Source organism: Desulfitispora alkaliphila (assembly GCF_050433185.1).
Lineage (GTDB): Bacteria > Bacillota > Desulfitisporia > Desulfitisporales > Desulfitisporaceae > Desulfitispora > Desulfitispora alkaliphila.
In genome coordinates, this window is the sequence record NZ_JBNPXS010000035.1 from 1 (window position 1) to 22,927 (window position 22,927).

20 protein-coding genes are annotated in these 22,927 nt (G+C 36.9%); 1 reads left to right on the plus strand and 19 read right to left on the minus strand.

Going from position 1 to position 22,927, the window contains the following annotated elements:
• Positions 1–170: 170 nt before the first annotated feature.
• The 4 genes from GGQ84_RS11835 to GGQ84_RS11850 form a co-directional block, all read right to left on the minus strand.
• Positions 171–455, minus strand: coding sequence for a PduL/EutD family phosphate acyltransferase (locus GGQ84_RS11835; protein WP_429162938.1), 285 nt, complete (start codon positions 453–455; stop codon positions 171–173).
• Between the two features lie 91 nt (positions 456–546).
• The gene (locus GGQ84_RS11840; protein WP_429162895.1) at positions 547–1,446 is read right to left on the minus strand and encodes a diaminopimelate dehydrogenase; all 900 of its coding nucleotides are present in this window, start codon (positions 1,444–1,446) and stop codon (positions 547–549) included.
• 132 nt (positions 1,447–1,578) lie between these two features.
• Positions 1,579–2,514 (minus strand): 3'-5' exoribonuclease YhaM family protein, encoded by a 936-nt coding sequence (locus GGQ84_RS11845; RefSeq protein WP_429162897.1) that lies wholly within the window; start codon positions 2,512–2,514, stop codon positions 1,579–1,581.
• 92 nt (positions 2,515–2,606) lie between these two features.
• The gene (locus GGQ84_RS11850; RefSeq protein WP_429162899.1) at positions 2,607–3,995 is read right to left on the minus strand and encodes a UDP-N-acetylmuramate--L-alanine ligase; all 1,389 of its coding nucleotides are present in this window, start codon (positions 3,993–3,995) and stop codon (positions 2,607–2,609) included.
• Between the two features lie 182 nt (positions 3,996–4,177).
• Here GGQ84_RS11850 and GGQ84_RS11855 point away from each other — a divergent pair, with 182 nt between their 5' ends.
• On the plus strand, positions 4,178–6,637 hold the full coding sequence (locus tag GGQ84_RS11855) for a heavy metal translocating P-type ATPase (RefSeq protein ID WP_429162901.1): 2,460 nt from the start codon (positions 4,178–4,180) through the stop codon (positions 6,635–6,637).
• 69 nt (positions 6,638–6,706) lie between these two features.
• Here the strand turns inward: GGQ84_RS11855 and GGQ84_RS11860 are convergent, their stop codons facing one another.
• The 15 genes from GGQ84_RS11860 to GGQ84_RS11930 form a co-directional block, all read right to left on the minus strand.
• Positions 6,707–8,116: an oxaloacetate decarboxylase subunit alpha gene (locus GGQ84_RS11860; protein WP_429162903.1), complete on the minus strand. Its 1,410-nt coding sequence runs from the start codon at positions 8,114–8,116 to the stop codon at positions 6,707–6,709.
• 10 nt (positions 8,117–8,126) lie between these two features.
• The gene (locus tag GGQ84_RS11865) at positions 8,127–9,245 is read right to left on the minus strand and encodes a sodium ion-translocating decarboxylase subunit beta (RefSeq protein ID WP_429162905.1); all 1,119 of its coding nucleotides are present in this window, start codon (positions 9,243–9,245) and stop codon (positions 8,127–8,129) included.
• Positions 9,246–9,260: 15 nt separating this feature from the next.
• Positions 9,261–9,716 carry a biotin/lipoyl-containing protein gene (locus tag GGQ84_RS11870; RefSeq protein ID WP_429162907.1) on the minus strand — a complete coding sequence of 152 codons (456 nt, stop codon included), beginning with the start codon at positions 9,714–9,716 and terminating at the stop codon, positions 9,261–9,263.
• Between the two features lie 13 nt (positions 9,717–9,729).
• Positions 9,730–10,113 (minus strand): OadG family protein, encoded by a 384-nt coding sequence (locus tag GGQ84_RS11875; RefSeq protein ID WP_429162909.1) that lies wholly within the window; start codon positions 10,111–10,113, stop codon positions 9,730–9,732.
• Positions 10,114–10,116: 3 nt separating this feature from the next.
• Positions 10,117–11,526, minus strand: a complete 1,410-nt coding sequence (locus GGQ84_RS11880; protein WP_429162939.1) for an acyl-CoA carboxylase subunit beta — start codon at positions 11,524–11,526, stop codon at positions 10,117–10,119.
• 154 nt (positions 11,527–11,680) lie between these two features.
• Positions 11,681–12,604 (minus strand): selenium metabolism-associated LysR family transcriptional regulator, encoded by a 924-nt coding sequence (locus GGQ84_RS11885; protein WP_429162941.1) that lies wholly within the window; start codon positions 12,602–12,604, stop codon positions 11,681–11,683.
• Positions 12,605–12,661: 57 nt separating this feature from the next.
• Complete coding sequence (gene ald, locus GGQ84_RS11890) at positions 12,662–13,753, minus strand: alanine dehydrogenase (RefSeq protein ID WP_429162911.1); 1,092 nt, start codon at positions 13,751–13,753, stop codon at positions 12,662–12,664.
• Between the two features lie 20 nt (positions 13,754–13,773).
• Positions 13,774–15,621: a hypothetical protein gene (locus GGQ84_RS11895; RefSeq protein ID WP_429162913.1), complete on the minus strand. Its 1,848-nt coding sequence runs from the start codon at positions 15,619–15,621 to the stop codon at positions 13,774–13,776.
• Positions 15,622–15,671: 50 nt separating this feature from the next.
• On the minus strand, positions 15,672–15,977 hold the full coding sequence (locus tag GGQ84_RS11900; RefSeq protein ID WP_429162914.1) for an STAS domain-containing protein: 306 nt from the start codon (positions 15,975–15,977) through the stop codon (positions 15,672–15,674).
• Positions 15,978–15,990: 13 nt separating this feature from the next.
• The gene (locus tag GGQ84_RS11905) at positions 15,991–16,554 is read right to left on the minus strand and encodes a chemotaxis protein CheW (protein ID WP_429162916.1); all 564 of its coding nucleotides are present in this window, start codon (positions 16,552–16,554) and stop codon (positions 15,991–15,993) included.
• 24 nt (positions 16,555–16,578) lie between these two features.
• Positions 16,579–18,660, minus strand: coding sequence for a methyl-accepting chemotaxis protein (locus GGQ84_RS11910; RefSeq protein WP_429162918.1), 2,082 nt, complete (start codon positions 18,658–18,660; stop codon positions 16,579–16,581).
• Between the two features lie 11 nt (positions 18,661–18,671).
• On the minus strand, positions 18,672–20,327 hold the full coding sequence (locus GGQ84_RS11915; protein WP_429162920.1) for a methyl-accepting chemotaxis protein: 1,656 nt from the start codon (positions 20,325–20,327) through the stop codon (positions 18,672–18,674).
• Between the two features lie 22 nt (positions 20,328–20,349).
• Complete coding sequence (locus GGQ84_RS11920) at positions 20,350–21,441, minus strand: protein-glutamate methylesterase/protein-glutamine glutaminase (RefSeq protein WP_429162922.1); 1,092 nt, start codon at positions 21,439–21,441, stop codon at positions 20,350–20,352.
• Entirely contained in the window at positions 21,422–22,048 is a 627-nt protein-coding gene (locus tag GGQ84_RS11925; RefSeq protein WP_429162924.1) for a chemotaxis protein CheD, read from the minus strand. The genes GGQ84_RS11920 and GGQ84_RS11925 overlap by 20 nt, the downstream gene beginning before the upstream one ends.
• A gap of 15 nt (positions 22,049–22,063) precedes the next feature.
• Positions 22,064–22,927, minus strand: coding sequence for a CheR family methyltransferase (locus GGQ84_RS11930; RefSeq protein WP_429162926.1), 864 nt, complete (start codon positions 22,925–22,927; stop codon positions 22,064–22,066).

Below are 22,927 nucleotides of genomic sequence, written 5' to 3' on the forward strand. Positions count from 1 at the left end.
GAGTGAAACCTTTACTTTATTCAAGTCAAATAGCAAAATAAGCTGTTTGGTAAAGTTAATTTTTAAGCAAAAAGCTTATTTTGCAAAAGTCTCAAGTAATTAAGTTTTTTTATTTTCTTCAAAACATTCCATTTCCTTTCTATTTTTAATTACGCAGTAATCTCCTGTTCTTACATCCACAGTCCCGAAAGATTTAGGTGGCTTAATACCTGATTCCTAAAGGGTGCAATGATTGCAACTCTTTCAAATTCACCCTTAAGGCCTACAAGTTTGACACGCTCTTCAGCTACAAAGCTATTTTCTTCAACTAAATCTGTTTTTGGCGTTAGTTCATAATCTTTGCCGAACAAAACTTCCATATCTTCTTTTTCTAGATGAATATGCCTAGCCGAAACTCCAGTTTGAACTTTTAAAATAAGAAGCCCCCCTATACAACTACTAAATTTAATTAAAATATTCTAGTTTTTATTTACCATGTCCTGCTTAAAGCAAAAAAAGACTTGCTCCACAGAGGAACAAGTCTCTTCCTATTATAGTATCACTCTCTTAGACCAATTTGTTTATTAAGTCTTCTCGGTCACCATAAATAAAATCAATAATAGGCACTTCAATCATTGTATATGCACCTGGCGACTGCTTCATTGTAGCTCGAGCAGAAGCCACCATTACTTGTGCCGTTAAAGCAGGGTTGTTAATTCTCATATCGAATTTTAATAATTGGTTTTGAGTTTCACCAGAAACTCCTTTACGCTCCATAGAAACCCCGTGCCCCATATCTATTACTTGTCGAACATCGTCTACTTGAGTTACTTTGGTCTCATCATTTATAAAATAAGCATCATTTTTTATATCTTCCTCTACTGCTTTAAAATCAGCACCCTCTTCTAGTTCTACATATACCATTCGCCTATGAATAGATTGACCTGTTGGCACAGTTAAGGAAAGAGCATCCTTGACACCATCTTTTGCTTTTATTGCAGTAGAGTGACCCATGCTCATTCCAGGTCCAAAGTTAGTGTATGTTATCCCCTTTGGTGCCATGAATTCAAAAGTACTTCTTATCATAGAATCTGTTCCTGGGTCCCATCCAGCTGATATTATAGCAACTGCATTGTTTTCTTTTGCAACATAATCAAAATCTCTCCTCAGGTCCACAATTTTTTCGTGAATATCAAAGCTATCTACAGTATTAATCCCTTTTGCTAAATAATTCTTACCGCTTTCAGGTATTGCTCTTGTAGGAGCACAAAGTAATGCCACATCAACTTCACCTAGTTCATCAATAGAAGTAACTACTTTTACATCTGCTAGTTCCTTAGGCTTATCTCCTACACTCCGGCGCACAATACCAGCGAGTTCCATATCTGGTGCAGCATTTATAGCTTCCACTGAATACTTACCAATATTACCATACCCTATAACAGCAACTCTTAATTTATTAGTCATCAACCAGTTACCTCCTAAAATATAATTGGTTTTCCACCTTATAAAATACTTTTTTCAATATAATCAGTGAATTTCCTTTAGTATTTTGGATGTATACAATATACATTTCATTGTTTGAAAGTCTATTTTAAATTAACCCGCATAATCATCTTTCGTTTTTTCCTTTACCCATATGTGCCTTTTCATTGTTCGATCCCATTTAGTTACCTCACCGGGTTGCGCGTCCTCTTGAGCTGCATAAATCTTAAACATATTAGCATCTAAATTATCTGCCGCTGCAACTATAACTGCTTCAGGAATCATGGGTTCTTTAATAGCCCCCCACTCCACCAACCCGTGATGAGAGCCAATTATATGAAGTAGCTTATTTCTTTTCTCTTCATCTTTAATAGTGCTCTTTGCATAAATGCTAATAACTGAAATTCCAAGTGATATGTGTCCTAATAGGGCACCTTGGTCAGACATTTCAAACTGCAATCCATCCCATTTGTACTCCCATATCTTTCCTAAATCATGTAAGATTGCACCTGCAACAGTTAAGCTTAGATCACTTTTATATGTTATGGCTAACTTGCTTGCTGAATCAGCAACTGCTATGGTATGTTCTAGCAGACCTCCTAAGTAAGCATGATGGTGAGCGAGCGCTCCAGGAGCCTCTTTGAAATCATCACCATGCTTCTCAAAAACTAGCATCAACAATCCCTTTAATTCATTATCATCAACATATTGTTCTAAAATATTTAATAAGTCCTCCCACATACTGCCTACATCTTTTGGGCATTTAGGCAAAAATAAGTCTGCAGGGTATTCACCCTTTTCTGCCATATTCAAAGAGTATATCTGCACACTGTTAAACTTTTGGTCATATTTACCTAATACCTTTACTACACTATTAGGTTCAATAGCCTTGTCACTATAATCAAAGCGCCTTCCCTTTACAACATCTATTCCATCAGATAACTGAATTTCTAGATATGGGTTCCCATTGCTTGCTTTTTTTACTTCAGAACGCTTGACTACATAAAAAGCCTCTACTTTTACTCCATCAGAAAAGTTCTTTATTTTCATTTTCATTTTCCCCTTGTTTAAAATAAATTATATATTCTGTACACTAATTTTTCGCCACTTTATCCAGTTATCCTTCTTAAAGATTACAATAGTTATTTTACACTTTCTTTTAAATCCAATATAATATCTTCTGCAAGTTCAGTTAATGTGTTGTCTCTTGCACCCATCACAACCACTGCATCTTCTTCTTTCTTAGCGCAATTAATTACTTTATTGACAATATCAGTTCTACTATTATAACTGTGAACTTTTACACCACGTTCTTTTAATTCCTTTACTAATGGATCAATAGACGCAGTTTTTTTCGTCTTAATCGGAGCAAATATTGGCAAAATATACAACTTATCATCTTTATTTAGCTGAGTTATAAAAGTTTCCACTAATTCCCTACCCGTAAAAATAGTTGGCCCAAATCCATGAAATTGGTATATTAAGTGAATTCTAGAGTGCCTCTCCTTTAATGCCTGAATAGCTGCCGCCACTTTAGCTGGATTGTGAGCATAATCATCGTATACTGATATGCCACCTATTTCACCCTTTAACTCAAGTCTACGCTTCATACCTTTAAAATCATTTAATCCTTCTGCAATGACACTATCACTAATACCTAAGTGCCTCCCTACCGCAATAGCTACTAGTGCATTATATACATTGTACTTTCCTATTTGATTAATATTATAATTTGATCCCAAAACACTAAATTCTGTTCCCTGATCATGGTGCAATATACCTTTAGCCTGCACGTTACACTCTTTTTCAATGCCAAAGGTTATTACTTTAGCTTCGTCAATTTTATTTTTCCTAATCATTTCCATAGTGTTTTCGCAATCTCCATTTATTATAATACTATTACACCTCTCAGCAAATTCCTTGAAAATTACCTCTAACTCCTCCAGTGACTTATGGTCGCGAGATATATTTGTAATAATACCAAGTTTCGGCTGATACAACACTAAGCTACCATCACTTTCATCCGCTTCAATACACATATACTCGGACTTACCTATAATTAAGTTACTACTTTCACCTTCTTTAGTTATATTGATTAATTCTCCCCCTAGTATAGCTGTTGGAGACTTCCCTGCTCTTTTTAAAACACTAGTTACCATACCAGATACGCTAGTCTTTCCACTTGTACCTGCAACAGCTATGCCCCACTTCTTATTAAAAATTTCTGCTAACAATTCAGCTCTCTTAACAATTTTAAACCCCATCTTTTTAGCTGTAACTAACTCTACATTATCTTCTTCTATAGCTGAGGATACAATTATTTTAGTACCTTCTACCGGTAACGTGGAAATTAGTTCTCCAGTTTGTTTATGTATACTAATTCCCTTGCTGACAAGCTTATTAAACAGTTTTTTGTTCTCTCCTTTTTCAAACACTCTATCGGAACCGGAAACTATATGTCCTTTCTGACTAATATATTGAGCAATTGCACTCATGCCCGAACCAGCTACGCCAATAAAATGATATCTCATTTTCAAAATCTATCACCTCTAATTTCATTCTATACTTTTAATGTATATGCCCATTAATAATTTGTGATACTTGATACTTTAGGATAAGGTTGAATATAGATCACCAATACTATATAATAAATATAAATATTATACCCCGCGGGGGTATAATTAAGGCTTTATATAGCAAGGAGATGAGCTTAATGGAACAAAAAACTTTAAAAATTTCTGGAATGTCTTGTGCAGCATGTGTTAGAAGAATTGAAAAGAGTGTGGAAAAAATACCAGGAGTAAAAACTGCTAGTGTTAATTTAAATAATGAAACAGCTACTATACACTATAATGAGGAAGAAGTACAAATCGATCATGTTATAGGTCGTATCAATGATATGGGGTTTAAAGCATACCACCCCCAACTAAATCGAGTCCATTTAGCTGTAGGTGGTATTAGCTGTGCAGCTTGTGTTCGAAGAATCGAGAAAAGACTAAGTAAACTAACCGGCATACACAATGCTTCAGTAAACTTGGCAAAAGAAAGCACTACAATTGAATTTGATCAAAGTACGATTTCGATAAAAGAAATTATCACCGCAATTGAAGGTCTTGGCTTCACTGCAAAAACATTAGAAACACAAAAGAACACTGATTTAGAGGCTGATAAAAAAAGGGATATGAAGCGTTTGCAAAGCGACTTTTTGTTCGGAGCTATACTCACCACAATTGTTCTAATAGGGTCAATGCCACATATGCACCCTACCTGGGGACAATGGGTACCTGCATTTTTATCAGCTCCCATGACTCTTTTGTTATTAACCACACCAGTACAATTTATTTCTGGTTGGCGCTTTTATAAAGGCGCTTACGGAGCGCTATCTCATGGAACTAGCGATATGAATGTGCTAGTGGCAGTCGGTACTACATCTGCCTGGTTTTATAGCGCTGCTATGACACTATTTCCTGATTTCCTTACTGGAATCGGTTTCCCTTATCAACTTTATTATGATGTAGCAACAGTAATCACCACATTAATACTATTGGGGAGAATCTTAGAGGCTAAAGCCAAAGGGAGAACTTCAGATGCCATAAAACAATTAATAGGTATGCAAGCAAAAACAGCGAGAGTCGTTAGAGAAAATAATGAAGTAGATATACCAATCGAAGAAGTGATTGAGGGAGATATTGTAATTGTTAAGCCAGGTGAAAAGGTACCTGTTGATGGAGTAATTATAAGTGGTCAATCTTCCCTAGATGAGTCCATGTTAACAGGTGAAAGTATACCCGTATTAAAAAGTACTGGTGATGAAGTTATCGGTGCTACTGTAAATAAAACTGGAAGTTTCCGTTTTAAAGCTACTAAGGTTGGAAAGGATACTACTCTAGCGCAAATAATAAAGTTAGTAGAAGAAGCTCAAGGCTCTAAAGCCCCCATTCAAAATACAGTAGATCTAGTTGCCGCTTACTTTGTCCCTGCTGTTATTGTTACTGCTTCATTAAGCTTTCTATTATGGTGGATTTTCGGACCCGAACCTTCACTTATTTTTGGACTTACTACATTTATTGCTGTTCTTATTATAGCTTGCCCTTGTGCACTAGGCTTAGCTACTCCTACAGCAATAATGGTAGGTACAGGTAAAGGTGCTGAAAACGGCATTCTTATAAAAGATGCAGAAAGCCTTGAATTAGCTCATAAATTAGACACTATTGTTTTTGATAAGACTGGAACTATTACTGAAGGAAAACCAGTGTTAACTGATCTGATTACCCTAGGCGATATTAATAAAAAAGAAATTTTACAATTAGTTGCATCAGTCGAAGCTAATTCAGAGCACCCACTGGGAGAAGCTATAGTTAACCAAGCAGGTGTTGAAAATATTAAATTAATGGAAACAGATACTTTTGAGGCGTTGCCTGGCATGGGAATTAGAGCAACGATTGCAGGAAATGAACTTTTAGTTGGTAATTCTAAATTATTTGCTACCAATAATATTAGTTTACCTAATAGTGCTTTATCAAAAGCGCAGGAGCTGTCAGATTTAGGAAAGACGCCAATGTTTGCTTCTTGGAAAAGTAAACCTGCGGCAATCTTTGCAGTGGCTGATACCGTTAAAGAAAATTCGACTACTGCAATTAAGCTTCTGCAAAGAATGAATATAGAGGTAGTAATGTTAACTGGTGATAATGAAAGAACTGCCAAAGCAATTGCAAAGCAAGTGGGTATTGATAAAGTCGTAGCTGAAGTTCTTCCTGAACACAAAGCACAAGAAATAAAAAGGTTGCAAGAACAAGATAAAACTGTAGCTATGGTGGGTGATGGAATAAATGATGCTCCTGCACTAGCTCAAGCACATATAGGTATTGCTATTGGGACAGGAACAGATGTAGCAATGGAAGCATCAAATATCACACTTATTTCCGGTGATCTTCGTGGAGTAGTAACTGCAATTCGCCTTTCACGCTCTACTATGAGAATGATTTGGCAGAACCTTTTCTGGGCTTTTTCTTACAATACTGTCTTAATCCCTGTTGCGGCAGGATTGCTTTGGCCTTTCTTTGGGATTCTATTAAATCCAATGATCGCTGCCGCTGCTATGGCATTTAGCTCTATTTCTGTTATCCTCAATACTATGCGCTTGCGGTTTTTTAAAGTTATTAATGAGACATAAAAGAACCCTATAGAGTAGAATTTTTCATCTACTCTATAGGGTTCTTTTTATTTACAGCTCAATCTTTTTTTATAAAGGGTAAGTGGCAGGTTTGCCGTTTTTAGGACCAGCCTCTGCTTTCTCTAAGTCAAGCTTAGTAGCGTGAGCCATTTTTTGCTCTAAAAATGGTTTTGCAACTGCTGGTAATATTGCATAAGAGATGGCATCCTCTGGTTGTTGCATTAAATCAGCAACTTCCTTCTTCGCATCTTCCATTTGTGGCTCCAATAAATCTGCCGGCCTGCAAGTAATAGGCTCTTCATCTCCGATAATCTTTTTTCTAACTTCGGAATTAATTTGACCCAAAGCCTTACCGTATTGACCTTTCATGTAAGCCTTGACTTCATTAGTTACCTGCTTATATCTTTCCCCAGCTAGTACATTGAGAACCGCTTGAGTCCCTACAATTTGACTTGAAGGGGTCACCAGTGGTGGATATCCAAAATCTTCACGGACCTTAGGCACTTCAGCTAAAACCTCAGGTAATCTATCTAGGGCCTTTTGCTGAGCTAGTTGTGTTTTAAAGTTCGAGATCATCCCTCCTGGTATCTGATACATTAAAACGTTAACGTCTACGGAATTATCACCAGTATCAAACTCAGTATATTCTTTTCTGACCTCTTTAAAATAATCAGCAATATTAGACAGCTGTTGTAAATCTAGTTCTGTGTTATACTCCATGTCCTTTAGAGCAGCAACCATGGTTTCTGTAGCAGGTTGAGAACTTCCCATAGCTAGCGGGCTCATTGCCGTATCAACTACATCCAACCCTGCCTCAATAGCCTTCATATATACCATAGAAGCCATTCCACTTGTATAATGACAATGCATTTGTACTGGCAAGCCAACTTTTTCTTTTAGCTGACTTACTAAGTCATAAGCACCTTGAGGACTAATTATTCCAGCCATATCTTTAATACAGATGGAATCTGCACCCATTTCTTTATATGTTTTCCCCAAGTCCACATAGTATTCTAGGTTATGCATGGGACTTATAGTATAGGAAATCGTCAACTGAGCATGAGCACCTTCACTTTTTGTGACTTCACATGCCTTTTCCATGTTCCGCACGTCATTTAAAGCATCAAATATTCTCAAAACACCTATCCCATTTGAGACTGCGTGTTTAATAAATTCCTCCACTACATCATCGGCGTAGTGCTTATAACCAACTAAGTTTTGTCCTCTCAATAACATCTGTAAAGGTGTTTTTTTGAATACTTTTTTTAGTTGTCTCAATCTCTCCCATGGGTCTTCTCCTAAGTATCTCATGCATGTATCAAATGTAGCTCCGCCCCAAACCTCAACAGAGTTAAATCCTATTTCATCCATTTTTTCTGCAATTGGCAACATGTGCTCAAGCCTCATTCTAGTAGCTAAATGAGATTGGTGACCATCTCTTAACGTTGTATCTGTTATCTTTACTTTTTTACTAACCAAAATATCCCTCCTATCCGCCAAATAAAGCTAATAAAATTCCTGCTGCAACCGCCGAACCAATTACTCCAGATACGTTTGGACCCATAGCGTGCATTAGTAAGAAGTTTCTTGGATTTTCCTTTTGTGCGACCGTATGAACTACTCTTGCAGCCATTGGTACTGCTGATACCCCTGCAGCTCCTATCAATGGGTTAACTTTTCCTTTAGTAGCATAACACATTATTTTTCCAAAGATTACACCTGAAGCTGTTCCCAATATAAATGCAACTAAACCTATTGCTATAATAAATAGTGTATCCTTAGTTAAGAATACATCAGCTGCTGTAGTAGCACCTACTGTAAGGCCCAAAAATATTGTTACAATATTTATTAAAGCATTTTGCGCAGTATTTGAAAGTCTTTCTACCACACCGCTTTCTCGCATCAAGTTACCCAGCATTAACATTCCTACCAGTGGCAATGCCGCAGGCAACAGAATACCTAGTACCACTGTTACTAATATTGGGAAAATAACCTTTTCCTTCTTAGAAACAACCCTCAACTGAGACATCTCAATCATACGCTCTTCTTTAGTTGTCAAAGCCTTCATAATTGGAGGTTGAATAATCGGTACTAAGGCCATATAAGAATATGCCGCAATAGCTACCGGGCCAAGTATTTCTGGAGCCAACTGACTAGTAAGGAAAATAGCAGTTGGACCATCGGCACCCCCAATGATAGCAATAGAAGAAGCTGCTTGCGGACTAAATCCTAGTACTATAGCCAAAATAAGTGCGCCCATAATTCCCAACTGTGCTGCAGCACCTAAGAGCATTGTCTTGGGATTTGCAAGCATTGGTCCAAAGTCAGTCATAGCCCCTACACCTAAGAATATTAAGGGAGGATAAATTCCAAGCTTAACTCCATGATATAGATAATAGAGCAAGCCCCCTTCCTCCATTATAGTACTTCCAGGGATATTGACCAGTACTGCGCCAAAAGCTATAGGTAAAAGTAAAAGTGGTTCATACTTTTTTACTATTGCCAAGTAAATTAGTATAAATGATATAGTTAGCATTAAGATTTGCTTCCAACTAACTATTAATAGCCCTGAACTCTCTAATATACTCCCCATTGCTTCACTAAACATTTTTTTTCACCCTCACTATTGAGCCTCAATCACAACTAATGTATCTCCGGCGTCAACAGCTTGGCCAGGGCTAACTAATACCTGAGATACTTTTCCCGCTACCGGGGCCTGTACTTCATTTTCCATTTTCATGGCTTCAAGAATTAAGAGCACTTGTCCTTCGTTTACCTGTTGTCCTACTTCTGTCTCAACTTTAAACACTTGCCCCGTTACCGGAGCTTCCACTATAGTACCTCCAGATTGAACAACTCCCCCTTGACTACCTTTATCTTCTTTAGGAGCTTCAGGAGCAGGCGCTTGGGCCGCCTTAGCTACTGGTGCTTTAGGTGCTTGAATAACAGGACTACTACTTGGAGAAACAGGTGGCTTAACCTTCTTGCTAATATCCTGTACTCCCTCAGTTACTTCTTCCACTTCTACTTCGTATGATTTGCCATCTATATTAATTTTAAATTTTCTCAAAGCATTCACTCCTTTCTTCGATCTAACCTAATAGTTGCTTCCCCCTACTGAAGCGCTCTTGAATACTAGCTTTTTTCCAGTTCTTTTTTTGTTGTGGAAAAATCGGTCTAATTGTAGCAATACGTACCGGCTGATTGACAATTTGGTAAACTGCTGCTGTGATAGCCGCAACTACCTCAGGCGACAATTCTTCTTCTCCTGCATCTATTACTTCTTCTACTGTTGCTTCAGACTCAATAAATTCCATTTTTTCGTTATTTCCATTAACCTCTTTTTTCTTTTTTTCGTCTAGATAGTTAAGAAATAACTTCTGTGCTGTCACCAAAAAAATCAAGAATACCAATACAGTTAAGACAATCACAATTCCCAATCCGGCAACCTGCAACGCATAACCCAGGTTATCCATTCCTTAATTCCCCCTTACTTTTGTTTTAACTGATCGCTTTCCTTTTAAGATGTTTAAACCATTGATGACTGCAATCAAAGTCTCTTCAGGAGCAATGATAGCATCCACAAGACCCACAGCTGCTACGCCCTTGGGACTTCCGTACATATCATATGCTTCCTCCACCCTTTCTTCCCATTTCTGCCCAGAGTCTTTCTTAAAATAGGCTACCGCCTCTGGGTTTAGATGCCCTAACCGAGCATTTTCCCAAGCAAAACTAATATCTGCACCAATACTTTTGCTTCCCATTACTACAAAAGGAGTACCATAAGCTTCACCTGTATAAATTGTGATTTTAGGAACTTGTGCCTTGCTGTAGGCAAACACCATATCAGCAACATTCTTGGTAATCCCAGCGTATTCTTCTTCACTACTGTGTTTAAAACCATCTGTATTCACCAAGGTCACTAAGGGAATGTTGAAGGCATCACAAAAGTTTATAAACATTTTTGCTTTTTGAGCACTTGAACTAGTAATGTAAATGCCATCCTCATACTTTTGATTTACTATAACGCCTATAGTTTCGCCTACAACCCTAGCAAACCCAGTGATTATGCCTTTTCCGAAATTTTCATTATATTCGCAAAAATCCTCTTCTCCGAATATAGTGTTAATTAAGCCTCTCCCATCCTGCAAGTTTTCTTCCATTGCCAACGCTAAATTCATTTCTTTACTATAGTTTTCTAAATCATAAATGTGATTAGCCTCATCTAGATTGTTAGGTGGAAGAAATGATAACAAATATCTAACCCGCGCCAAACAGTCTTCTTCCGTAACATCTACATAATGAGCCAACCCAGTTGTTTGTTGATGAATATCCGCACTACCTAGCATCTGAGGATCGACTTGCTCACCCGAACATCTAGCAATATCAAGAGGCAAACTTAAATGCATCTCTGTAAGATTTCTAACCGCGAATACAAAGTCGTGCATAGGTGGTAATAATGCCGCCCCTCCAACACAGCTTCCTAATACAGCTGATATTTGGGGAATATGTCCAGTTGCTTCCTGATGTGCATTGTAAATCATGCCATAAGCATTAAGTATCTCTGCACCCTCATCCACCCTAGCACCGGATGTGTCCAAAATACTTACCAAGGGGGAACCAGATTGTACTGCCATCTTAATTATGTTACATATCTTCTCGGCATGCTTCATACCAATTGATCCAGATAAAACACCTGAATCTTGGGCATATATGTATATCAAACGCCCATCTATGGTCCCATAACCTGTAATGACCCCATCACCATCAATTTTTCCCCAGTCAGTATTTATTTTCCTAGGTAGTACCGAAGCCCCAATTTCATTAAAAGTGCCCTGATCAAAGAGCATATTAATCCTATCTCGAACTGCTAATCTATTAACTTTAATGCACCTCCTGTATTAATATACGCTGGCACGATTAAAATGATATTTTTAATGATACAATTATATCAGATAAATAGTAACGTTGCTGTTTTTTTTTTGTTCCCTGTATTCATGCGCATTGTATACAATCGCCATTTTCGACAAAAAAAGAGCCATTTTAACTATGACCCTTTTGTTGATCTATTATTTTATAGACATCTATTGAATTAATGTACTCTAAAAATGACTTGCTTACAGCTGGAATGTATTTTCTACAGGGGTATGCTACGAATAATTTTCTATTAAGAGAAACATCTTTTAATTTAATTCCTATTAAAGTACCTAATCTAAGTTCCTTCTGCACAGACCATTTAGAAACAAATGCGCCCCCCATACCTGCTTCAACAGCTGTTTTAACACTCTCATTATTTCCGAATTCCATAACATTCGCCAGTCTGCTTGACTCTATTCCAGCTTGAGCCAGGCGCTCTTCTACAATTTTTCTTGTTGCCGATCCTTGTTTTCTACTTATGATAGGAATGTCTCTTATATTATTTAGAGATAAGATCTCATTAGTTTTGATGTTTTTAGGTGAAATAATAAAGATTAATTCATCCTCCATAAAGCTTCTGTATTCTAATTGCTTATTTTGTGGTTTTGCCCCAATAAAACCTATATCAGTTTCTCCATTTAGCAGCATTTTTTGAACTTGAGCACTAGAAGAAACTTCTAAACTTATATTTACCTTTGGATACTTTTCCTTGTAGATTCCTATAATGTGTGGCAGTATATATTGACCTGGTATAGTACTACTTGCTAGATATAGGTCTCCCATAATTTCTCGTTTTGTTTTTTTAACAGCATTTTCTGCCTCTTTAAGAGTTTCCATAATATCAACAGCATACTCATATAGTACTTTTCCTTGCTCTGTAGGACGTATTTTCTTACCACTTCTTTCGATTAACTTTGTATTATATATGTTTTCTAAAGCTTGCAACTGCTTACTTACTGTTGGCTGAGTAAAGTGTAGCTCATTGGCCACTTCTGAAAGATTACCTCTTTGTACAACTTTAACAAATGTCTGTAGGTATGTAACAATCAGCTGTAATTTCCCCCTTTTATCTGGCCAGTAGTTCTACAAAATGTTTTTCATCTCAAATCATTGATAACCTAACCCTTGGGCAACTACTCTATTAGTAACCTTTCCTTTATATACATTTAAGCCGTTTGCCAATGCTACATCATCACGAAGCGCTTTTTCACAACCCATATCAGCTAACTTTAACAAGTATGGAAGTGTGGCATTTGTAAGAGCAAATGTTGATGTTCTAGCAACTGCTCCAGGCATATTTGCCACCGCATAGTGAACTACACCGTGCTTAATATAAACCGGATCACTATGTTTGGTAACAGTGTCCATAGTCTCAACGCAACCCCCTTGATCTATGGCAACATCTACTATTACAGAGCCCTCTTTCATTTCCTTAACCATTTTTTCTGTTACCACCTTTGGTGCCTTAGCTCCCGGAATTAATACAGCACCAATAACTAAGTCTGCCTCTTTTAGTTCTTTAAAAATATTAAATTCATTTGACATAATAGTCTGCACTCTGCTTCCAAAAATGTTTTCTAGTTCTCTCATTCTCGTAGCACTTAAGTCAATTATTGTTACTTGCGCTCCCATTCCCACTGCAATTTTTGCTGCATTAGCTCCAACTGTTCCTCCTCCAATAATAACTACCTTTGCTGAAGCTACACCAGGGACACCACCTAACAGTAATCCCCTTCCACCATGATGCTTTTCCAGAAATTGAGCTCCAACCTGTATACTCATTCTTCCAGCTATTTCACTCATAGGGGCCAATAGGGGCAAAAATCCATTCTCCAATTGCACAGTATCATATGATATGCCAATAACCTCTTTGTCTAAAAGAGCTGAAACCATTAAAGGCTCGGCTGCTGCGTGTAAATATGTGAATAAAACCTGCCCACTTTTTAAAAGGTCGAATTCACTAGGTTGAGGTTCTTTAACCTTAGCTATCAAGTCTGCCGCTCCATAAACTTCTTTAATATTACTTACTATCTTCGCCCCAACTTCTAAGTATTCTGTATCCTTAATTCCACTACCTAGTCCAGCATTGTTTTCTATTATTACCTGGTGCTTTCTACTGGTAAGTGCTTTAACTCCTGCAGGAGTAATTGCAACTCTATTTTCATTGTCTTTAAGTTCTTTTGGCACACCGACAATCATTGTTTGCCTCCTTAGTCTCATTAAAATAGCGTTAGTTCTCCTTCTTCAGATCCTTCATCAAATTCTTCATACTCTAGATATTCTTTAGCTGTTTGTCTTTCAATATAGCTGGTAAAGAGCTTAAAAAGCTCTATCAACTCATGGTTTTTTTCTTCCCAACTATCTAATCCGTATTTATTAAGAACTTCTTCTCTAGCTTCACTTGCACTATTATTTATCTCAGCTAGAGAGTTGTTCATGTTTTTAACATTTTTAATAATATCATCTTTTTCTTCTAGCTTCGAATAAATTGTATTTATTTGGGTCTGCAAGTTTTTTATTTCCACATCTAAGGCTAGTATTGCTTTATTTACAATTTCATTTGCTGTTTTTAGTTCTGCAAAGGATGCTTTTACCTTTTCAGAGGCTTTATCAATCTGCTCTTGGTTACTACCAATAACCTGCTCAAACCGGGTTAATTCTGTTGTCAAACTGTCCTTTAATTGGCCAAAAACATTTTTGTTTTCATCAACAGTTTTGTTTATTTCCCTTACTACTCCTTCTATCCTATCACCACAATCCTTCCCCTCACTCATCCGTGCTAGTTCTATTCGCGCCAATATAATTATTTTATTTAAGAAACCAACTTTATCTTTTACAAGGGTCATACTGTGTTCCATTTTCCCAAAATTTGTATTGAAATCACTGTGTCCAAACCCAATATTATCCACTTGCTGGCGAATATTGATTAGAATATCCATAAATTGTTCCATAAAGTCAAACACCTGGTTAAACGTATAATCGACAAAAGCCAGTTCATTGGTTTCACTATTATCGCTATAAAAAAATTGGGTTAGTTGTGTGGCATCTTCTTTTACCCCTTGCAAATTTTGAGCGATCTCTGTCGTTGTTTTACTTATCCCATTTGTTGAAGAAATGATTTGAGCTTCCACATTATCTCCAAGTATCTTGGCTAAATCTGTACCTTTACTGATAAATGTAATGTAGTCGAGCACCTTTTCCTTTTCAACACTCTCATCAAATTGGAGAAACTGTTCGTATTTTACTGAAATAGTTTCTATGCATTTGATAGTATTCTCCATATTTTGTCTAATTATATCCTGTCTTTGAATTAATACCATTAGCTCTTGAAAGGGCTCTACTACACTTTTCACGTTAACCATTAAATCCCTAAGTATTTGACTAACTACTTTTATAGACTCGGTAACAGAAGAGAACACTCCATCTAATCTATTGAAGTATTCTCTTATAGCCATATCCTGACCATTAACTATTTCCACCACGCTATCTTGAAACTTCTTATGCCATTCTTCTAGGCTAAATGATAAATTGCTAATATTTGCGAATTCTTCTTCTAATGCTATGGCCGTTTGGTGGATGTTATCTGAAACCACTCTAAATGCTAAACCTTTTTCACCTAAACGGGAAGAAAATATGATTGCATTAAGGGAAACATCACCAACATTACTTAAACTCTCTTCTATTTGCTTTACTAATTGGAGAAAACTACTGAATGAAGCTTCATCGCTTTCCTCTTTCTTTAAAAAGCTCTGCAACAACTGGTTTATCTGCTCCTGATCCAATAATAGCTCACTGATTTCACTGAAGTTTGATTTTATTTGCTCAAGTGCTTGAAATACTAAATATTTGGTATCCGCTTCCCCTTTAGACATATGCTGTTCTTCTGCATCGATAAAGTACTCAATAAGAATATTTGTCTCCTGATCAGTTAATTCCAAGTTTCTTTCAATCTCAGGTAGACTTTCATGAATAAGGCCATAGTAACTCTCTGTTGCTTCTATAGTTTTTTGTAAAAACTCTTTAATATCACTGAATTTTTGAGACAGGTTATAATTTTCAAACTGCATTAATTCCCTCACCCTTCAAAAATTTTTTAGGGTTGTGCTTTACCAATGCTCTAACTCTCAATCTTAATAACTTTGTCTAAATGAATCATGGTAAACATTTTTTTTACATAGTCACTAGTTATATTAACTACTCGTAATTCACCATTGCGCTCTTTTAGCTTTTTTTGAAATAAAAGTAACTTTCCAAGTCCTGAACTGTCAATACTAATTACATTGGTAAAATCAATGGTTATATTGCTTACCCCTTCATCATAAAGGGTAAGCAAATTTTGTTTTAATTCATGTGAATTTGAAATATCAATCTTCCCATCAGGGGTAATCGTGGCTTCATTGTTATTTTTTCTCGTTATCTTCATTTTTGTCTCCTCCTTATATTTGTTCCTTTGTCAAATTTGCCTCATCTTCGCCATAAGCTTTACTTATCTGATTTAACTCTCTAAAAGATAGCACTCTATTAGGTTCAAGAAGCATAATAATTCTGTCCCTTGACTTTGCCATACCCTTTAAATGCTCAGTCTTAATGTCTTCTGCAAACTCTTGATCCACTATTTGAATTTCTTCCTTTTTAAAGCTCATAATATCAGAAACCCTATCCACAATCATTCCCATTGTTTTGCTTTCCACTTCAATAACTATTACTACTGTATATTCGTCGTAGTTCTGTTCACCTAAGTCGAACTTCTTATGCATATCAATTATAGGAATTACTTTGCCCCTAAAGTTTATGATACCTTTTATCATAGGGTTGGCATTATAAATTTTCGTAGGTTTTTTGTATCTGATTATTTCCTGAACTAGCATAATATCGACACCATACTCTTCTTCACCGATTTTAAATGTAACATATTGATTTTCTGTTGACATGTTTGCTAATTGCAGGTTTAAAATGTTTAGAGCACTATCATTTTGGCCATTCTGTTCGCTGCCACTCAAAATACTCCCTCCCCTACAAATTTTTTAAAACTTTTCAAAGTCATCTTCATTAAAATCAAAGTTTTCTGTTTCCTTTGTTGTTGCTACTTGCTGTTCACTCTGCTTTATTTTTCGTTGTGCAGAACTTATGCTCTGTTGATGTTTCTCATATTCATCCAAGTTGATGTTTTCTGTATCTAGCTTAAATTGGCTTACCAAACTAGATAAATTTATTGCTTCACTAGACATATTCTCACTAGCACTAGAAACTTCCTCAACTAAAGATGCATTTTGTTGAGTGACCTGGTTTAGTTCTTCGATGGCAGTTCTGATATCACCGGCTGCTGTTGATTGCTCCCGTAAAGAAGCTGCAATTTCTCCTTGAATATCTGTAGTCCTAGTAGTGTTATCTACAATTTTCTTTAAGACTTCATCTGTTACATCCATTAACCTGTTACCACGCTCTACCTTTTCAACGCTATTTTTAATTAAATTTTCAATTTCCTTTGCAGATTCAGCAGACCTCCCCGCTAAACTCCTTACTTCGGCCGCTACTACTGCAAAACCTCTACCCTGCTCTCCAGCTCTAGCTGCTTCAACTGCAGCATTTAGTGCAAGTAAATTAGTCTGAAAAGCAATGTCATTTACTTTTGCTATGATTTCAGCTATTTCTCTACTGCTGTTTGTTATTTCTTCCATTGCATTCTTCATTTCCTTGATTACATCTTCACCTTCTGTTACGTTCCCCATAGTTTTTTGTGATAAACTGTCTGCTTCATTTGCATTTACAGATGATGTTTCTAGGGACGAGGTTATTTCCTCTATAGTTGAAGAAATTTCCTCCAAAGAAGATGCCTGCTCCTCTGTTCGCTGGGACAAATCTTGATTACCTTCTGATATTTCCTCAGCTGCATGAGCAACAGTATTAGAAGTGCTTTTAACTGTAGCCATAACCTCGCTAAGAGAATCTATAGTCTTATTCAAGTCATCTGCCATTTGACCCAGTTCATCCTCTGAATCCACTGTTACTCTCTGACGCAAGTCATTTTGAGCTAGTGCCGCAAGGTTCTGTCTTACTGCTTTTATTGGGTTTACAACTATCCTATTTGTCATATATGTATTTAATAAAAGTATAACTGAAATGATTACAATACTAAAAATTGCAATCGTATTTCTGATAGCAATAACAGGCGCCATAACTTCCGCTTCATCAATATCTGCAACCATTACCCAGCTTAGGTTGCCTATTGATAAAGGAGTGTAGGCACTAACCACAACTTCTCCCCTATAGTCTAAGGTATTAATAACATCAGAGTTGCCCTGCAGTGCTTGGATAACAGACTCTGTTTCTACTCTTTGTTGTAGAATAGTACTGGTACTTGTAAATCTAGAGTCAGAACGCATTAAATAATCTGACCCTACTAAATATGTTTCTCCCGTCTCTCCCATTCCAGTGCTTTCTTGCATGATTGCGTTTATTTGATCCATTGGCATTTGCATAGCTAAAACCCCTAAAAGCTCACCTGTATTATCATCTACTACAGGAGCCGCTATAAACGATGCGGGCTCTTGACTGGGCTCATACCAAACAAAGTCCGTTAATGTCACATTTCTAATGCCCTCATGAAACGCTTGAGCTAAACCCGTATCACTATAAGGTCCATCAATCAAATTAGTTCCTAAGTCTTCCTCTTGGGTAACTGTATAGATTATATCACCACTTGTATCTATGAGGAAAATATCATAATAACCGTATACACTTAGGTAATGTTCAAAGTCCTCTCCGTATTCAACCATTACTTCTCTGTATTCTTGACTATTTAAGCCATATTCAAAGGCATTTGTAAACACCGGAAAACTATCTTCAACTAGTGGGTTATTTGCAAGAACCTCTATATCGCCTAATCGCTCAGAAAAATACTCTTCAACTTTGATACGCTTTAAGTCAGTTACTGCCATCAGTTGATTTTCAGCTTGATTGATTAATGCAGTTTGGGTCTGATAATAAGTTAGGGCTCCTACACCTCCGAGGCCTAATAAAATCACTATAACAGTTACTGCTGTTAATTTAACTCCAATACTAGCTCTACTTACTCCTCTTTGCCTCAATTTCATTGACTTTAGCAAAGTTATCCCCCCTAGAATTTCTCAAATTCCTCAAAGTCTACATTATCTTTGTTGTTATTTTTATTAACTACATTTTGGGTTTCATCTTCACTGTAATGCTTTTGCTTGCCATCGCTTTCCACATTAAATACATCAACTAATCCACTTAACATAATTGCTTCCTGGCTCATATTATCGCTGGCACTGGCCACCTCTTCTACCATGGCAGCGTTTTGCTGGGTAACTTGGTTTAATTCTTCTATGGTAGTACGGATGTCAGAGGCTGAAACAGTTTGTTCACGTAAAGATGCAGCAATTTCCCCAATTATATCTGTAGCCTTACGAGTATTTTCCATAATATTTTTAAGCACATTTTCTGTGTCGTTCATCAAATCATTGCCTCTTTCCACCCGATTAAGACTCTCCTTGATCAAATCTTCAATTTCTTTAGCCGCTTCAGAGGCTCGACCAGCTAGAGTCCTCACTTCAGCCGCTACTACAGCAAATCCTTTCCCCTGTTCTCCCGCTCTGGCAGCTTCAACCGCTGCATTAAGGGCCAACAAATTTGTTTGAAAAGCTATATCGTTAACTTTAGAAATAATTTCTCCAATTTGTTTGCTGCTAGTAGTAATATCCTCCATAGCATCCTGCATATCTCCCACAACCTTTCCGCCTTTTTCTATGCTCTTCAAAGTGTCTTGTGAAAAGTTGTCTGCTTCAGTGGCGTGTTGCGATGAAGATGTAATAGAAGCAGCCACTTCTTCTACTGTGGAAGATATCTCCTCTAGGGAAGATGCTTGTTCCTCTGTTCTCTGGGATAAATCTTGATTTCCCGCTGTAAGTTCTTTAGACCCTTCTGAAACATTTTGAGATGATACTTTTACTTCTGCCACAATATCATGGAGCTTACCGATAAAGGCATTAAACGACTGGGATAACTCTCCAACCTCGTCTTTTGTCTTTACTTCTATTCTCCTAGTTAAATCCCCACCACTCTCAGCCATCTCTTCAAGGAAATGAGCTACTTCTTTGATTGGCTTATTTATTCTACTACTAATTATTATAGCTGCAGTAATACCTATGATTATAGCAATAATAGTAACTAAGAATATGGTAGTCTTAGCCGTATTAGCTTGCTGCTCTGCCTGACTAACATAAGCATCTTTTTCCACAGCCATGAATTGTTGCAGTTGATCTAAGCTTACGCGAACTTGGTTCATGTGCATTTGAGTTTCATTATGGTATACTTCTAGAGCCATTGCTTCCTTTTCCTCGTAAGTCAAATCCGTTCGTTCCATAATATCTACTATTTGATGCGCAGAGCGATGCAAGTGCTCATGCGGTTCCTCAATAGCTAAAAATACTTCCCTAAATTCAGGTGTCAGTTGATTGAAATAATCGGAATTTAAAATACCATAATACCATCTTCCAAAATCACAACCGGTATGATCCAGTTCTCCTGTAAATTTCTCTCCCGTCAAAAATGAGTTTGCCAGTTGATTAAGCCACTCTAGATGGTCTGTTTCCTTTTCTACAGTAAAAATTATCTGTTCCATGTTTTCTATAGCTTGCCTATTAGCCTCATCAACGCTTTCGGTCATCATAGAAGACATTACACCCATACCTACCATAAGGAGCAACACAACACCAAAGCCCGCCAGTAACTTTATTCTTATGGTCGCCTTCAAATTAAAACCCCTTTCTAAGCATTTATTTTATGCTTGCCATGTACTTGACTATAGAACTTGATATATTATCTAAAGAGTGCACTTCAGCAGCCGCATTTAATGCAATCGCCTTTTTAGGCATTCCGAAAATTATTGATGACTTCTCATCCTGGGCTATAGTGTATGCACCACTATTTCGCATCATCTTTAATCCCTTAGCTCCATCGTCACCCATTCCTGTTAGTATTACGCCAACACTATTTGACCCAGCTACTTGAGCTACTGAATGAAAGGTTTTATCCACTGAAGGCTTGTGCCTATTTACAGGAGAGTCATCATTTATACTCAAAAAATAACCTGAATTATTTTTTCTCAAGAGCAAGTGCTTTCCCCCTGGCGCAATATAAACACAGCCATTTTTAACTCTATCTCCATCCTCTGCTTCTTTTACTAATAGCTTAGTAGTTGAATTTAGTCCTTCTGCATATGATGCAGTAAAAGTTGCAGGCATGTGCAACACAACAACTACTCCTGGTATATTAGAGGGCAAATTTGTAATAATGTTCTTAACCGCAACAGTTCCTCCAGTCGAAGCACCTATTGCTATAACTCTATTATCTAATTTGGTTAAAGGTTTAGTATCTTGTGACCTTTGTTCACTGCTTTTAGCGCTTCTTGTAAAATTTTCAACTCGACTCTTCTTTACCATTGTACGCAAGCTATTCATATTCACATTTGCAGCGCCTTTAACTTTATCCACTATCTCTGTAGACATGTTATCCAACCCACTTCCTATACCGCTTTTAGGCTTGGAAACAAAGTCTACAGCCCCTAATTCTAGAGCCTTGATGGTATTTGAACTACCCTTTTGAGCTAATGAACTTATTACTACAACAGGAATTGGATAAGTAGACATTAGTTTTTCTAAGAACGTTAGACCGTCCATTCTTGGCATTTCCAAGTCTAGTGTTATCACATCAGGTCTCTGTTCTTTTATTTGCTTTATAGCAAAAAGAGGGTCTATTGCTGTCCCAACAACTTCAATTTCATGGTCCTGAGAAAGGATCCTGCCCAGCACTTCTCTTACTAAAGCGGAATCATCTACTATGAGAACTTTAATTGCTTTTCTTTGCACTCACCACACCTCCTTGGCTTTCGCCAAATAGTGTTACCTCGCTCTCCCTACTTCTCTGCTCTCGCATCCAATGTAAAAATCTCTTTTCACTTTTCACTGCATTATCTAGTGTGCTCTGATATCTAATTCTTTTTAGATAAACATCATATGTATCTGGAAAGAAAAATAGCTTTCTCCCATAATTCCCCCCTACATCTTGAGCTACTATGGGGATCTCTTCCATACTTAAATAAGAATCAATAAAAGTAATATTAGACTTTGCAACATTGTTAAGTGTATTATCTAAGGCTTGCCCGCCCCCAAAAACTTTTGCCTGTAATCTATTTTTTCTCGCGCCTATTTTCATCATATCATTTATCATTAGCTCCATGGCATTGATCCCATAGCGAGCATCTTCGTCAAAAATAAGTTCTTCAACCTTGATAGAACCTGGAAGCATAAAGTGATTTAACCCCACCACACCGCTAACTCTGTCTCGCAAAAAAACAGATATACACGAACCTAATAGCGTTGTAAGGACCACGTTTTGTTCTTTTGTTGCGAAAAAGTCTCCTGCAAATATTTCGTACATAGTACGATTAAACTTTTTATTAAAACTCTTTTTCAAACAATAGTACCCCCTTTAGAGGCGTTCATAGATTGTATGCCTCTTAAATGCCCATTTTTCTCGGAGTTCTTGAGCAGTTCCAATAGATTCTGAGTGGCCCAAAAACAAAAGACCACCAGGCTTGAGATGTTCGTAGTATCTATTCAGGACTTTAGCTTGAGTTTCCCTGCTAAAGTAAATGAAGACATTTCGGCAAAAAATAATGTCAAGTGCTGATTGAATAGGATACTCCTTTTCTGCTGTTAGATTTATTTTCCGAAAGCTTATGTTATTGCGAACAATATCTTTAATTTTAAATAAACCGCTGTTCTGCCCAGTTCCAACTTGAAAATATTTTTTCAACATATTATATGGAATTTCTTCTACTTCTTTCTTGGTATAAATGCCACTGCTTGCTTTCTTTAAGGTTTCAGTATTAATATCAGAAGCTAATATTTTATAATTCCATTTAGGCTTATTTGCAAAGTATTCACTTAATACCATAGCAATAGTATAGGGTTCTTCTCCTGTAGAACAAGCAGCAGACCATACACGCAGTGTTTTATTACTGTCATCAATATTAGTGATTTTTTGTTCAAGCACAGGCAAATATTGCTCATATAGATATTCAAAATGGTGGTTCTCTCTAAAAAATTTTGTGACATTTGTCGTAATCCGATTGAAAATAATTTCCAATTCATCCCTGTTATCTTGGGTATACTCTATGTATTGAGAAAAACTCAGGAGGCCTAACTCTCTTAAGCGCTTATTTAGCCTAGAGATTACGAGACTTCGCTTAGCTTCAGTTAAGTTTACACCTATCTCTTTAAAAACCATACTCTTTATCTTTACAAATTCATCATCAGTTAATTTTATCGTATAACCCCCGTGTTCTGTCAT

Excerpts from the sequence above, each read along its gene's own strand:
- GGQ84_RS11840 (WP_429162895.1), bottom strand. The coding sequence starts at position 1,446 with ATGACTAATAAATTAAGAGTTGCTGTTATAGGGTATGGTAATATTGGT.
- GGQ84_RS11845 (WP_429162897.1), bottom strand. The coding sequence starts at position 2,514 with ATGAAAATAAAGAACTTTTCTGATGGAGTAAAAGTAGAGGCTTTTTAT.
- GGQ84_RS11850 (WP_429162899.1), bottom strand. The coding sequence starts at position 3,995 with ATGAGATATCATTTTATTGGCGTAGCTGGTTCGGGCATGAGTGCAATT.
- GGQ84_RS11855 (WP_429162901.1), top strand. The coding sequence starts at position 4,178 with ATGGAACAAAAAACTTTAAAAATTTCTGGAATGTCTTGTGCAGCATGT.
- GGQ84_RS11865 (WP_429162905.1), bottom strand. The coding sequence starts at position 9,245 with ATGTTTAGTGAAGCAATGGGGAGTATATTAGAGAGTTCAGGGCTATTA.
- GGQ84_RS11875 (WP_429162909.1), bottom strand. The coding sequence starts at position 10,113 with ATGGATAACCTGGGTTATGCGTTGCAGGTTGCCGGATTGGGAATTGTG.
- ald (WP_429162911.1), bottom strand. The coding sequence starts at position 13,753 with ATGATTGTCGGTGTGCCAAAAGAACTTAAAGACAATGAAAATAGAGTT.
- GGQ84_RS11895 (WP_429162913.1), bottom strand. The coding sequence starts at position 15,621 with ATGCAGTTTGAAAATTATAACCTGTCTCAAAAATTCAGTGATATTAAA.
- GGQ84_RS11900 (WP_429162914.1), bottom strand. The coding sequence starts at position 15,977 with ATGAAGATAACGAGAAAAAATAACAATGAAGCCACGATTACCCCTGAT.
- GGQ84_RS11930 (WP_429162926.1), bottom strand. The coding sequence starts at position 22,927 with ATGACAGAACACGGGGGTTATACGATAAAATTAACTGATGATGAATTT.